Raw genomic sequence first — 12,287 nt, 5'->3', positions numbered from 1 at the left:
TTATGTTGTTGCCGGCGCGCTTGCGGCAACGCACAGGCGCAGGCTGTCAACAACAGAGGGACATCGGCATGGCATCGGTTAACAAAGTCATACTCGTGGGCAATCTGGGGCGCGACCCGGAAGTCCGCTACAGCCCGGAAGGGGCGGCAATCTGCAATATGTCTATTGCCACCACTTCGTCGTGGAAGGACAAGGCCAGCGGCGAGAAGCGCGAAGAAACGGAATGGCACCGCGTCGTCATGTACAACCGCCTGGCTGAAATCGCCGGCGAATACCTGAAGAAGGGCCGTTCGGTCTACATCGAAGGCCGCCTGAAGACGCGCAAGTGGCAAGACAAGGACACCGGCGCCGACCGCTACAGCACCGAAGTCGTCGCCGACCAGATGCAAATGCTGGGCGGCCGTGAAGACGGCGGCGGCGGCGGCGGCGGCGCAAGCTACGGCGGCGGCGGCGGCTACGATGACGCGCCTTCGCGTCCGCAGCAGCAGCGCGCCCCGGCGCAACGTCCGGCGCCCCAGCAGCGTCCGGCTCCCGCGGCGGCCCCGGCCAGCAGCGGCGCCAACCTGGCGGACATGGACGACGACATTCCGTTCTAAGCAGCGCCCGAACGGAAAATTGCACGCAAAAGCCCCGGCTTCCCTTGGAAGGCCGGGGCTTTTTTCTGCCTCGCCAAGTCGCCAGGCCCGCGCTGCCTATGCGCTTGGCCGGCCCGCAGCCGGCGCGTTCGCGGGCGGCTGGAAGGCCTCGACGAGAAAGTCGATGAAGGCGCGGGCCCTGGCCGCCTGGTTGCGGCGCTGCGGGTAGTACACGAACAGATCGGCCGACGGCAGCGTGAAGCCGGGCAGCACCACCCGCAGTCTTCCGCTTTCAAGGTACTTTGCCAGGTCCCATTCGGAACGGACGAGGATGCCGTGGCCGTCCAGCGCCCATCCCAGCACGATATCGCCGTCGTTGCTGGACAGGCCGCCCGCCACCTTCACCACTTCGGCCTGACCGGCGCGGGTGAATCGCCAGACCCCGTGCGCCTCGTCGTTCTGTCTGTGGATGATGCAGCGGTGGTTGGCCAGATCGGCCAGGGTGGACGGCGTTCCAAAGGTCTTCAGGTAGAGCGGGGAAGCGCACAGGAAGCGGCGATTGGTCATCACGCGCCGGGCGCTCAGTCGCTTGTCGGGCAGTTCCCCAAAGCGGATTGCCAGATCGAATCCGCCTTCCACCAGATCCACGGGCCTGTCGGTCACCTCCAGCTCGACCTCGACCCGCGGATAGCGCTTCGCGAATTCGGACACGAGCGGCGCGATGGCCGTGCGGCCAAAGCCCAGCGTTGCGTTCACCCGGAGCAGCCCGCGCGGCTCGGCGCCGCTGCTCGACACCACGTCTTCCATCTCGCGTAGCTCCGCGAGGATCCGCGTGGCGTAGGCCAGGTAGGTTTCGCCTTCGTTGGTGAGGCTGATGCTGCGCGTCGTGCGGTTCACCAGGCGCACGCCCAGGCGGCGCTCCATGAGCGCCAGGCGCTTCGTTGCCGCGGGCGGCGTCAGATCCAGCTGCCGCGCGGCGGCCGACAGGCTGCCAAGCCGGGCGACCAGCACAAAGAACTGCAGTTCGGAGGCCAGGTCGGCTTTCACTCAAAGTAAATAATCAAATGAACATAAGTCAATTCTAGGCCAGGTCCACGCCACTAACCTATCGATTCCCATCGCCGCCGCATAAGGAGACACGCCATGAGAATCGTCGAAATCCGCGAACAGACTTTCCCCATCAGCTCGCCCATCCGCAACGCCTATATCGACTTCAGCAAGATGACGCTGAGCCTGGTCGCCGTGATCACCGATGTGATCCGGGACGGCAAGCCCGTCGTCGGCTACGGATTCAATTCGAACGGCCGCTATGGCCAGGGCAAGCTGATGCGCGAACGGTTCATCCCGCGCATCCTGGAAGCCGAGCCGGATTCGCTCATCGACGCCGCCGGCGGCAACCTGGATCCCCACAAGGTCTGGGACGCGATGTTCGAGAACGAAAAACCGGGCGGGCACGGAGAACGCTCGGTGGCGATCGGCACGATCGACATGGCCGTATGGGACGCCGTGGCCAAGATCGAGGGCAAGCCGCTGTTCCAGCTCCTGGCTGACCGCTACGGCAATGGCCGGGCGGACCGCCGCGTGTTCGTCTACGCCGCGGGCGGCTACTACCACCCGGGCCAGGACCACGCCAAGCTCAAGGACGAAATGCGCAGCTACATCGACCGGGGCTATACGGTGGTCAAGAAGAAGATCGGCGGCGCGTCGCTGGACGAGGATCTGCGCCGCATCGATTCGATCCTGAGCATTCTGCAAGATGGCCAGAAGCTGGCGGTCGACGCCAACGGCCGCTTCGATCTCGACACGGCCATCGCCTATGCCAAGGCGCTTTCCCGGTACGACCTGTTCTGGTTCGAGGAGCCGGGCGATCCGCTGGACTTCGAGCTCCAGGCGACGCTGCGCAACTACTACGACAAGCCCATGGCCACCGGCGAGAATCTGTTCTCGATGCAGGACGCGCGCAACCTGATCCGCTACGGCGGCATGCGCGCGGACCGCGACTACCTTCAGTTCGACTGCGCGCTCAGCTATGGCCTGGTGGAGTACCTGCGCACCCTCGACATGCTCAGGCAGCATGGCTGGTCCGCCAGCCGGTGCGTGCCGCATGGCGGGCATCAGATGTCGCTGAACATCGCCGCGGGCCTCGGCCTGGGCGGCAACGAAAGCTACCCGGACCTGTTCCAGCCGTTTGGCGGGTTCCCGGATGGCGTCAAGGTTGAGGGAGGGCATCTCACCATGCCGGACCTGCCCGGCATCGGTTTTGAGGGCAAGTCGGACCTGTATGCGGTGATGCGGGAACTGTCAGCCTGATCCGTTTGGCGCCGCAATCCCATGGCCCGCGGCCGTGGGATTGCGCAGGCAAGCAAGAGCAATGGCGTCGCTGGGCGCTGTGAAATATTTCGTTTCACAATATCCGCTTGCGCTATCTATCTAGTAGTAGGTAAGATTCATCCATCGACGCAGCGAACCAAACAAAACCGCCGGCGCCGAAACCAGAAATACAGTAGGACCGCTTTTTTATTTCCCTAGATGTCTACCTATAAGTAGATAGTTTATCCGAAACCCACATCGTATTGCTCTCTGGAGATTCACCATGAAGACCCTCGTATCCGCCCTGATTCTGTCCGCCTCCTTCATCGGCGCCGCCCAAGCTGGCGAACTGGACTATCCGCCCGCCCTGAACTCGCAAAGCACGGTCATCCGCGCGCAAGTGCAGCAAGAACTGGCCGCCGCCCGCGCCAACGGTGAACTGGTGTCCGGCGAGGAAGGCTACGCCGCGACCGCGTTTGCCCGTGCCGGCGACAAGACCCGCGCCCAGGTGCAGCAAGAACTGGCTGCCGCCCGTGCCCAAGGCCTGACCGAAAGCGGCGAACTGGCTTATCCGCCCGTGCAAGGCTGAGCGTTTTTTTTGAACTGGCATCTATCTATATATAGATAGCCTTGCCGCCCAACCCTGATGCAGCATCTGATCCTTATTGGAGATCAACCATGAAGACCCTCGTATCCGCCCTGATCCTGTCCGCCTCCTTCATCGGCACCGCTCAAGCCGGCGAACTGGACTACCCGCCCGCCCTGAACACGCAAAGCACGGTCACCCGCGCGCAAGTGCAGCAAGAACTGGCCGCCGCCCGTGCCAACGGTGAACTGGTGTCCGGCGAGGAAGGCTACGCCGCGGCTCCGTTTGCCCATGCCGGCGACAAGACCCGCGCCCAGGTGCAGCAAGAATTGGCTGCCGCCCGTGCCCAAGGCCTGACCGAAAGCGGCGAACTGGCTTATCCGCCCGTGCAAGGCTGATCAGATGTTGAAAAATGCGGACCCCGGGGGGCGGGAGTTTTCCCGGCCGGGGTCCGCACGGAGTTTCGGCCGGCGGCAAACCGCCACCGATGACGAACCGACCTATTAGTAGGTAATATTCAGCCATGGACACCCCAACTTCCAACACCACTCGCGAACTGCTTCTGGCGCATGCCGAGAAGCTGATCCGCACGCGCGGATGCAACGGCTTCAGCTACCGCGACCTGGCTGAGCATGTGGGCGTCAAGACGTCCAGCATCCACTATTACTTTCCGGGCAAGGACGACTTGCTGTATGAAGCGGTCGAGGCCTATAGCGCGCGCGCGCTCGGCGCCGTCCGCGCCATCGACACCGCGCAGCCGGCCCAGGCGCAGCTTGAGCAGTACCTGTCGATGATGGAATCGCGCGCCTGCGGCGCCGGCGAGCTCTGTCTGGGAGGCATGTTGGCCGCCGACATCATGAGCTTGTCCGACCGTGTGCGCGGCGCGTTGCAAGGTTTCTTCCGCGCGCATGAAGCGTGGCTGGCCCGCGTGCTGGCTGAAGGCGCGGCGCAGGGCGCATTGAAGTTCTCCGGCACGCCGGAGGCTGCCGGCAGGGCGGTGTTCGCCACGGTGCAAGGCTGCCTGCTGGTGTCGCGGCTGTTTCAGCAACCGCCTGCCTTGTGCGAAGCGATCAGCGCGCTGTATGTCGGGTGCGAGGGCAAGTCCGGGCAGCCGGGCTGACCTCGCGGACGGCGTCTGGCCGTCTCCATTGCCGCAGTACGCCACGGCCGCCTTGCTCCAGCAGGCGGCCGTTGTCATTGGCGGCGCGGATGGCGCGCCCCGTGCTCAGGAAAGCGCGCGCGCCATGTCCGCGCTGGTGCGTTCCTGCACGCCCAGATCCCGCATGCGCTGCAGGAACGATGTCTGCGCATCGCCAAAGCCGGCGACGGGGCTCATGCAGTCGGTCAGCAGCACGATGCGCGACAGGTTGCCGCCAGGCAGGTGCTCGGCCATGTGTTCGACGGTGGCCCTGACGCAGTGGCTGCCGGCTTCGCCTGCGACGAGGATGAGTTCGGCGCGGTCCAGCGAGCCGAGCAGATTGCGGTTGAGCTGGCTGCGCGGATCGTCGGCGTCGGGCACCTCTGCCATCAGCGCGCTGTAGTGTTCGGTCCAGGGATTGGCGCCCTTTGGCACTTTGCGGACGATGAACTGGCGTTCGTCTTCCCAGCGGGCATAGGCCGCCCGCACGTCGGCGTGCACATTGTGGCCCCAGGTGCCGATTTCGCAATGCACGGGCCACACCATCAAGGTGTAGCGGCCGCGGGCTTCGAGTTCGTCCAGGTAGGCAAGCGTGCGCGGCAGGTCGTCTTCATGGCGGGGCTGGAATTCGCCCGCGCGCACTTGCGCCGCGGTGATGGGCGTGAACGGCGCGACGGCGTCCCCGTTGCCGGCGCGCCAGAAGGTCGGGTGCGCGATGTCCAGGCGGTGGTGCGAATCGAGCGTCACCGTGATGGAGGTGAGCGCGGGCGCCGTGGCCTCGATGAAGCGCGCGAGCCGTTGCATGTCGGCGTGCGCGCCCGGGACAGGCAGCGCGGGCTGGACGGGCCGTCCGGTCAGCGGATCCGTCGGGAGGTAGGCCTTGGGCAGATCGCAGAAATCGTTTTGCGGATCGACGATCAGCAGATGAATGGAGCGCGGCATGACGTTGTGGGCTGGGTGAAGTTCGCAATATAGACCGGGACGCCGCCCGGTTACTAGAAAAGCACCAGATGTTCGGCGCAGTCGGGCAGTTGGCGCAGCAGCGCGCGCCATTGCAGCCAGATGCTGGCCAAGGCGCCCATGGCCACTCCTGAAATAAGAATCCACATGACTCGCTCCTGTCAATATTCGCACGATCGTGCGAAATTAGTCTGAAGAAACGCCGGCGGCGGGCCGGCGCGGGTTGGGGACTACTCGATGTACTTGAAACTGCGGTAAGTGGAAATCAGGCGTTCATAAGCGGCCTTGACCCGCTCGGGCGCTTTCGGGTCGCGCAGGAAGCGGGCGTCATGCATCAGGCCGATCATCAGGCTGTAGATTTCGAACACGAGCTGTTCGGGATCCGTGTCCGGGCGCAGATGGCCGGCCTCCAGGGCCTGGGACGCCGTGCGCACCATCGCGGCGCGCCAGCGCCTGAGGTTGTGCTCAAGCACGGAGCGCAGCGGAGACTCGACGTCGTCGTACTCGAAGGCGCCCGCGACATAGATGCAGCCCGTCAGCGTCTCGACGTTGCTGGCGCGTTCTATCCACAGCGACACCAGGGCGTTCATGCGCGGCAGGCCGCGGGGGTAAGCCATGGCGGGGGTGAACACGGCGGCTACGAAGCGGCGGTCGTACTCGTCCAGCACTGCCTGCTGCAAGGCTTCCAGGGAGCCCACGCGGGAGAACACGCCGCTTTTGCTGATGCCCAATTGCTTGGCGACCTGGCCGAGCGACAGGCTCTCCATGCCCCGTGCGGCGGCCATGTCCAGGGCCGCATCCACAATGGCTGCAAAGGTCAGTTCGCTTTTTTCGGTTTTGGCCGTCATGCGAGCAATTTAGCACGATAGTGCGAAAATGGCGCGCTTATTTTTTGTAGCGGCCTGCGCAGTACGCAATTTGTCGCGGGCAAAGAAAAACCGGACAGCCTGGGCTGTCCGGTCCGGGCGCCGCGCGGGGGCGGACTCAGCCCTGTGCAGCCTTGAACTCCAGGCGGTACTTGTGCAGCAGCGGCTCGGTGTAGCCGTTGGGCTGCGTCAGGCCTTCGAACACCAGCGCGCACGCCGCCTTGAAGGCCAGCGAGGTGTCGAAGCGGCCGGCCATCGGCTGGTAGAGCGCGTCGCCGGCGTTCTGGCCATCGACCACCTTGGCCATGCGCTTGAAGGTCTCCATGACCTGCTCGCGGTTGGTCACGCCATGGCGCAGCCAGTTGGCGATGTGCTGGCTGGAGATACGCAGCGTGGCGCGGTCTTCCATCAGGCCCACGTCGTGGATGTCGGGCACCTTCGAGCAGCCCACGCCCTGGTCGATCCAGCGCACCACATAGCCCAGGATGCCCTGCACGTTGTTGTCCAGCTCTTGCTGGATGTCGGCGGCCGACCATTTGGACGGATCGCCGACCGGCACGGTCAGGAGGCCGCCGAGCAGATCGTCGCGCACGCTGTCGAGCTTGGTGCGTTCCAGTTCCTGCTGCACGGCCTGCACGTCGACCTGGTGATAATGCAGCGCATGCAAGGTCGCGGCGGTGGGCGAGGGAACCCAGGCGGTGTTGGCGCCGGCCTTGGGGTGCGCGATCTTCTGTTCCAGCATGGCCGCCATCAGGTCGGGCATGGCCCACATGCCCTTGCCGATCTGGGCGCGGCCGCGCAAGCCCGTGTCCAGGCCGACCAGCACGTTGTTGCGTTCGTACGCAGTGATCCAGGCGGTGGACTTCATGTCGCCCTTGCGCAGCATGGGGCCGGCTTCCATGCTGGAGTGCATTTCGTCGCCGGTGCGGTCCAGGAAGCCCGTGTTGATGAAGGCCACGCGCGAGGCGGCGGCTTCGATGCACGCCTTCAGGTTGATGCTGGTGCGGCGCTCTTCGTCCATGATGCCCATTTTCAGGGTGTTGCGCGGCACCTTGATCAGGTCTTCGACGCGGTCGAAGAGCTCGCTGGCGAACGCCGCTTCGGCCGGGCCGTGCATCTTGGGCTTCACGATGTAGACGGAGCCCGTGCGCGAATTCAGCTTGGCCTTGCGGTCTTGCAGGGCGGCCAGGCTGGTGACGACGGCGTCCAGGATGCCCTCGGGGATCTCGCGGCCATCGCGGTCCAGGATGGCCGGGTTGGTCATCAGGTGGCCCACGTTGCGCACGAACATGAGCGAGCGCCCATGCAGCGTCAGCGGCGAGCCGTCAGGACGGGTGTACTCGCGGTCGGCGTTGAGCTTGCGGGTGAAGGTCTTGCCGCCCTTGGTGACGTCTTCGGTCAGGTCGCCCTTCATCAGGCCCAGCCAGTTGCGGTAGATAAGGACCTTGTCTTCGGCGTCGACGGCGGCGACGGAGTCCTCGCAGTCCATGATGGTGGTCAGCGCGGCTTCTACCACCACGTCCTTGACGCCGGCGGCGTCGGTGGCGCCGATGGCGCTGGCGCGGTCGATCTGGATCTCGAAATGCAGCCCGTTGTTCTTGAGCAGGATGGCGGTGGGCGCGGCGGCATCGCCCTGGTAGCCGGCGAGCTGCGAGGCGAACTTCAGGCCGGTGACGCCGTTGGCCAGCGCGACGCGCAACTGGCCGCCTTCAATGGTGTAGCCGCGGGCGTCGGCATGCGAGCCCTGGGCCAGGGGGGCGGCGGTGTCCAGGAAGCTGCGCGCGCGCGCGATGACGGCGGCGCCGCGTTCGGGGTTGTAGCCCTTGCCCGAGTCGCCCGGGGTGGCCGGAATGGCGTCGGTGCCATAGAGCGCGTCGTACAGGCTGCCCCAGCGCGCATTGGCGGCGTTCAGGGCGTAGCGCGGGTTGGACATCGGGACGACCAGTTGCGGGCCGGCCTGCTGGGAGATCTCGGTGTCGACGTTGTCGGTGGTGGCGCGCACGGTGGCGGGCTGGGGCAGCAGGTAGCCGATGCCTTCCAGGAACTTGCGGTAGGCGGCCGGATCGGCGATGGGGCCGGGATTGGCGCGATGCCAGGCGTCGAGTTCGGCCTGCAGGCGGTCGCGTTCGGCCAGCAGCTCGCGGTTCTTGGGCGCCAGGTCATGCACCAGGGCCGCAAACCCCTGCCAGAAGCCGTCGGCATCCAGGCCGGTGCCGGGCAGCGCTTCCTGTTCGATGAATTGGTTGAGATTGGCCGCCACTTGCAGGCCGTGGTGCTGGATGCGTTGAGTCATGCGGGTCTCTAGCGGTAAGTAGGGCTGGCCGACGCCGGGGCGCCGGGCGTATCTGTCCTGACATCATCGTTCGCGCCTGCGCCATTGTCCATATCAAAACCCGCTGGTCATACCAGTTTATTTCCTTGCTCCCAGGCAAACGCCGGATTTTTATGGTTTTATATCAGCTACTTACAGCGGGCATGATCAATCGTCTCGAACCAGCCTGGCGCTTGGTCATACCACTGGCCCGGAGAACGCATGTACGCGGAAACAGAAGAAAAGCCCCGCCAGGTGGCGGACGAAGTGGCCGAACGGATTGAACGCCTGATCCTGGACGGCGTGCTCAAGGCCGGCCAGGCCCTGCCGTCCGAACGGCGCCTGACCGAAAAGCTGGGCGTGTCGCGCACCGCGCTGCGCGAAGGGCTCAAGCTCTTGCGCGCGCGCGAGATCATTCATACGGCCCAGGGCAAGGGCTCTTTCGTGGCGCACATCTCAAAGGTGGATGCGGGCCCGTTGATGCATCTGTTCAATTCGCAGCCGCGCACCCTGTACGACCTGCTGGAAGTGCGTTCGCTGCTGGAGGCCGAGTCGGCCCGGCTGGCGGCGATCCGCGGCACCGAGGCGGATTTCATCATGATCCGCCGGCGCTATGACGAAATGGTGGCCGCGCAGGGCGCGGCCACCGATACGGCGACGCATGCGCATCTGGACCATGCCTTCCACCTGGCGATCTGCGAGGCCTCGCACAACCCCGTGCTGGTGCATACGCTGCAGTCGCTGACGGACCTGCTGCTGGGGTCGGTGTTCGCGTGCGTGAACAATCTTTATCACCGCGAGCCCGAGAAGCGCCAGATCGACCGGCAGCACACGCGCCTGTACAACGCGGTCATCGGGCGCCAGCCCGAACAGGCCCGCAAGGCCGCTGCCGACCATGTGGACAGCGTGCGCCAGAGCCTGTCGGATATCGAACAGGAAGAACAGCGCCTGGTGCGTGCGACGCTGCGCCTGGAAGGCTGGACGTAGCGCCGCGCGGCGGCTGGCCTAGCGGTCGGCCATTGCGCCGCCGGCAAGCGCCAGCGGCTTGCCGGCGTAGATCCGGCCGAAGCGGTTGTTGAGCAGAGCGTCCAGGGCGATGGATTCCTGGCCCACGAAACCCTGCTGGGGCAGGACGCCCTGCGCCACCAGGTCCAGCGCGGCGCAGATGCCCGCAGCGGTCGACAACTGGATGGCGCTCAGGCGGTGGCCATCGACATCCGCGCCGAACACGCGGATCGGGTAGGACTCTTCTTCGAGGCGGCCGTGGCGGTAGCCCGAAGCCGACGCCTGGATGACGATCACGTCCTGTTCCGTCGTGGGAATCGCCGATTCGAAAATGTCCTTGAGCAGGTCGCGGCGGTCGCGCAGGCGCAGGTCGTTGAGCAGCAGCTTCATGATGTTGCAGTGGCCGGGGTAGCGCACCGACTTGTAGTCCACGTTGCGCGCGCGGCCCAGCAGGGTGGCGGGCAGCGTGCCCAATCCGCCGGAGGTGTTGAAGGCCTCGTATTCGACGCCGTCCAGCGCGAACGTTTCGTAGCCTTCCAGCGCCGGCACGCTGGTGAGTTGTCCGTCGACGATGGCCTCGCAGGGGTTGCAGTATTCGTTGATCAGCCCCTCGGTGCTCCACGTCAGGTTGTAGCGCAGGCTGTTGGACGGATAGCGCGGCAGGGCGCCGACGCGCATGCGCAGGTCCAGCAGCGTGTCGAAGCGGCGCGCCAGCGCGTTGCCGACGATGCCGATGAAGCCGGGCGCCAGGCCGCATTGCGGCATCAGCACGCTGCGGGCGTTTTCCGCCAGGGCCTGGATGGCATGGGTGCTGGCCACGTCTTCGGTCAGGTCGAAATAATGCACGCCGGCCTTTGCGCACAAGCCCGCCACCGCGGTGGCGCGGTGAAACGGCAACGCGTTCACCACGGCATAGGCGCCTTCTATGCAGCGCGCCACGGAGACGTCGTCGCCGATCTGGCGCGTCTCGCAACCGAGCCCGGCCAGGATGGCCAGGCGGGCGGCATCCTGGTCGGCAACCAGCACGGAATAATCGCCGCTGCGTTCCAGCATCAGGGCGATGGCGAAACCGATTTTTCCGGCGCCCAGCAAAACGATGGGCTTGGTGGTGGTGGACATGGGGCAGCTCCTGCATGTGAGGGGGACGGGTTGGCCTCATCCTATGCGGGAGTGCTGTCGATTTGTAGAACCGAAAGTGTCGTAACGGCTTAATTTAACGTCGTTATGACTTAATAAGATGTCGAATCGTCAAAAACAAAGCCCTTCGACTTGTGGCCGAAGGGCTTTGGGGATGGGGCTGTCACGGCCTTTCGGCCTGTGGATCAGCTGCCCATGGGGGGGTAGTCCATGTTGCCGAAGGTGACCAGGCCTTCCGCCTTGGCTTGGGCCAGTTGCGACTGGACTTGGGCGCGGGTCAGCGACGTGGCCGTTTCAGCGGCGGCGACGGGCGGATAGTCCAGGTTGCCGAAGGTGACTTCGCCGGCGGTCTTGGCCTGGGCCAGTTCAGCCTGCACTTGTTGCGACGTCAGGCTGGACGTCTGGGCGACGGCGGCGGGGTAGCCTTCTTCACCGAACGTGTATTGGCCCGAAACCTTGGCTTGCTGCAATTCGGCCTGGACCTGGGCGCGCGTCGGGCCTTGATCGGCTCCGGCGGCTTGGGCGCCGGCAGCCAGAACGGACATGGACAGCATCAATGCGGTAGCAAGGGTTTTCATAGCAGACCTCCGGTGTCTTGTGAGCTTGGGATCCGAACCTCTGGCCTCATTGCTGGGGGTTCGCTTGCTGTGTCCCGATGAGATGCATTCTGTGCCTAAAGAACCCTGGGATAAACCCTTATTACCTGAAAACATCTTTCCAAAATCCGTACTAATCAATTTGCATTTCACCAAATGACACCATAGGTGGCGATATTTCCATTTGATGACGCAATAGGTAGTGGTCCGCGGCCGGCCAGGCTTGCCGTTTGGGAACAGGGATGGGTAAAGGCAGGGAGCGCAGCGCCTGGGACAGGCCTGGGGCTGGCAAGTGCGGGGAGGGGACGGCCGAGGCGGAACTCCCGGGGGCGGCCCGGGAGCGCGGGAGAGGGCTAGCGGTTCAGTTCGGCCAGCGAGGCGTTGTATTCGGCCTGGGCCTCGTCCAGCTTGCGTTGCGCCTTTTCGATCTTGTCGTCTTTGCCCTTGGCGCGCGCTTCCTTCAATTCCTGCTCGCGCTCGGACACCTTGGATTGCTTTTCGCGCACATCGGCTTCGCGTTGCGACTGCAGGCGGCTGTCCGTGCAATGCGCCTTGGCTTCGGCCAGGGCCTTGCGCAGGCCGGCTTCGCGGCGCGTGTTGTTCTGCGCCTGGGCGGCGGCGATGTCGTTTTCGATCTCGCAGAACTTGGCGGCGCAGCCGCGCTGCGCGGAGCAATCGGCGGCGGCCTGCGCCGGCAGCGCGCCGAACAGGGCGAACGCGGCGGCGGCAGTCAGTGACTTGATCAAAGAGGGCATGCAGTGTCTCCGGGGCGGGTTGCGGAAAGCGCCATCATCCCCCGAGCC

Annotated in this window: 13 protein-coding genes; 6 read left to right on the top strand and 7 right to left on the bottom strand. The window is 65.0% G+C overall.

The window, feature by feature from the left end; all coding sequences use genetic code 11:
- Positions 1-68: 68 nt before the first annotated feature.
- Positions 69-596 carry a single-stranded DNA-binding protein gene (gene ssb, locus ACFWP0_RS01435; RefSeq protein WP_377839221.1) on the top strand — a complete coding sequence of 176 codons (528 nt, stop codon included), beginning with the start codon at positions 69-71 and terminating at the stop codon, positions 594-596.
- 96 nt (positions 597-692) lie between these two features.
- On the opposite strand, the gene ACFWP0_RS01430 is transcribed toward ssb, so the two are convergent.
- Positions 693-1,622: a LysR family transcriptional regulator gene (locus ACFWP0_RS01430; protein WP_377839220.1), complete on the bottom strand. Its 930-nt coding sequence runs from the start codon at positions 1,620-1,622 to the stop codon at positions 693-695.
- 96 nt (positions 1,623-1,718) lie between these two features.
- Between ACFWP0_RS01430 and ACFWP0_RS01425 the strand changes: the two genes are divergently transcribed.
- The 4 genes from ACFWP0_RS01425 (at position 1,719) to ACFWP0_RS01410 (ending at position 4,591) form a co-directional block, all read left to right on the top strand.
- Positions 1,719-2,885 (top strand): mandelate racemase/muconate lactonizing enzyme family protein, encoded by a 1,167-nt coding sequence (locus ACFWP0_RS01425; protein WP_377839219.1) that lies wholly within the window; start codon positions 1,719-1,721, stop codon positions 2,883-2,885.
- Between the two features lie 283 nt (positions 2,886-3,168).
- The gene (locus tag ACFWP0_RS01420; protein ID WP_377839217.1) at positions 3,169-3,474 is read left to right on the top strand and encodes a DUF4148 domain-containing protein; all 306 of its coding nucleotides are present in this window, start codon (positions 3,169-3,171) and stop codon (positions 3,472-3,474) included.
- Between the two features lie 89 nt (positions 3,475-3,563).
- Positions 3,564-3,869: a DUF4148 domain-containing protein gene (locus ACFWP0_RS01415; protein WP_377839216.1), complete on the top strand. Its 306-nt coding sequence runs from the start codon at positions 3,564-3,566 to the stop codon at positions 3,867-3,869.
- Positions 3,870-3,994: 125 nt separating this feature from the next.
- Positions 3,995-4,591, top strand: coding sequence for a TetR/AcrR family transcriptional regulator (locus ACFWP0_RS01410; RefSeq protein ID WP_377839215.1), 597 nt, complete (start codon positions 3,995-3,997; stop codon positions 4,589-4,591).
- Positions 4,592-4,696: 105 nt separating this feature from the next.
- On the opposite strand, the gene ACFWP0_RS01405 is transcribed toward ACFWP0_RS01410, so the two are convergent.
- From ACFWP0_RS01405 to ACFWP0_RS01395, 3 genes are all read right to left on the bottom strand, one after another.
- Positions 4,697-5,551 carry a cysteine hydrolase gene (locus ACFWP0_RS01405; RefSeq protein ID WP_377839214.1) on the bottom strand — a complete coding sequence of 285 codons (855 nt, stop codon included), beginning with the start codon at positions 5,549-5,551 and terminating at the stop codon, positions 4,697-4,699.
- Positions 5,552-5,799: 248 nt separating this feature from the next.
- Entirely contained in the window at positions 5,800-6,417 is a 618-nt protein-coding gene (locus ACFWP0_RS01400) for a TetR/AcrR family transcriptional regulator (RefSeq protein WP_377839213.1), read from the bottom strand.
- Between the two features lie 136 nt (positions 6,418-6,553).
- The gene (locus ACFWP0_RS01395) at positions 6,554-8,728 is read right to left on the bottom strand and encodes a malate synthase G (RefSeq protein ID WP_377839212.1); all 2,175 of its coding nucleotides are present in this window, start codon (positions 8,726-8,728) and stop codon (positions 6,554-6,556) included.
- Positions 8,729-8,968: 240 nt separating this feature from the next.
- Between ACFWP0_RS01395 and glcC the strand changes: the two genes are divergently transcribed.
- A complete protein-coding gene (gene glcC / locus ACFWP0_RS01390; protein WP_377839211.1) occupies positions 8,969-9,733 on the top strand; it encodes a transcriptional regulator GlcC in 765 nt (254 codons plus the stop codon).
- A gap of 18 nt (positions 9,734-9,751) precedes the next feature.
- Here the strand turns inward: glcC and ACFWP0_RS01385 are convergent, their stop codons facing one another.
- The 3 genes from ACFWP0_RS01385 to ACFWP0_RS01375 form a co-directional block, all read right to left on the bottom strand.
- Positions 9,752-10,870, bottom strand: a complete 1,119-nt coding sequence (locus tag ACFWP0_RS01385; RefSeq protein WP_377839210.1) for a saccharopine dehydrogenase family protein — start codon at positions 10,868-10,870, stop codon at positions 9,752-9,754.
- Positions 10,871-11,073: 203 nt separating this feature from the next.
- Positions 11,074-11,466 carry a DUF4148 domain-containing protein gene (locus ACFWP0_RS01380; RefSeq protein WP_377839209.1) on the bottom strand — a complete coding sequence of 131 codons (393 nt, stop codon included), beginning with the start codon at positions 11,464-11,466 and terminating at the stop codon, positions 11,074-11,076.
- A gap of 371 nt (positions 11,467-11,837) precedes the next feature.
- The gene (locus ACFWP0_RS01375) at positions 11,838-12,239 is read right to left on the bottom strand and encodes a DUF1090 domain-containing protein (protein ID WP_377839207.1); all 402 of its coding nucleotides are present in this window, start codon (positions 12,237-12,239) and stop codon (positions 11,838-11,840) included.
- Positions 12,240-12,287 lie beyond the last annotated feature (48 nt).

Origin of the sequence: Achromobacter sp. NPDC058515, assembly GCF_042721735.1 — a bacterium.
GTDB lineage: Bacteria > Pseudomonadota > Gammaproteobacteria > Burkholderiales > Burkholderiaceae_B > Achromobacter.
This window is presented reverse-complemented; position numbering and strand designations above follow the sequence as displayed.

Bases quoted from the DNA above. Each gene is read 5' to 3' on its own strand.
- ssb (WP_377839221.1), top strand. From the start codon at position 69: ATGGCATCGGTTAACAAAGTCATACTCGTGGGCAATCTGGGGCGCGAC.
- ACFWP0_RS01425 (WP_377839219.1), top strand. From the start codon at position 1,719: ATGAGAATCGTCGAAATCCGCGAACAGACTTTCCCCATCAGCTCGCCC.
- ACFWP0_RS01420 (WP_377839217.1), top strand. From the start codon at position 3,169: ATGAAGACCCTCGTATCCGCCCTGATTCTGTCCGCCTCCTTCATCGGC.
- ACFWP0_RS01415 (WP_377839216.1), top strand. From the start codon at position 3,564: ATGAAGACCCTCGTATCCGCCCTGATCCTGTCCGCCTCCTTCATCGGC.
- ACFWP0_RS01410 (WP_377839215.1), top strand. From the start codon at position 3,995: ATGGACACCCCAACTTCCAACACCACTCGCGAACTGCTTCTGGCGCAT.
- ACFWP0_RS01405 (WP_377839214.1), bottom strand. From the start codon at position 5,551: ATGCCGCGCTCCATTCATCTGCTGATCGTCGATCCGCAAAACGATTTC.
- ACFWP0_RS01400 (WP_377839213.1), bottom strand. From the start codon at position 6,417: ATGACGGCCAAAACCGAAAAAAGCGAACTGACCTTTGCAGCCATTGTG.
- ACFWP0_RS01395 (WP_377839212.1), bottom strand. From the start codon at position 8,728: ATGACTCAACGCATCCAGCACCACGGCCTGCAAGTGGCGGCCAATCTC.
- glcC (WP_377839211.1), top strand. From the start codon at position 8,969: ATGTACGCGGAAACAGAAGAAAAGCCCCGCCAGGTGGCGGACGAAGTG.
- ACFWP0_RS01385 (WP_377839210.1), bottom strand. From the start codon at position 10,870: ATGTCCACCACCACCAAGCCCATCGTTTTGCTGGGCGCCGGAAAAATC.
- ACFWP0_RS01380 (WP_377839209.1), bottom strand. From the start codon at position 11,466: ATGAAAACCCTTGCTACCGCATTGATGCTGTCCATGTCCGTTCTGGCT.
- ACFWP0_RS01375 (WP_377839207.1), bottom strand. From the start codon at position 12,239: ATGCCCTCTTTGATCAAGTCACTGACTGCCGCCGCCGCGTTCGCCCTG.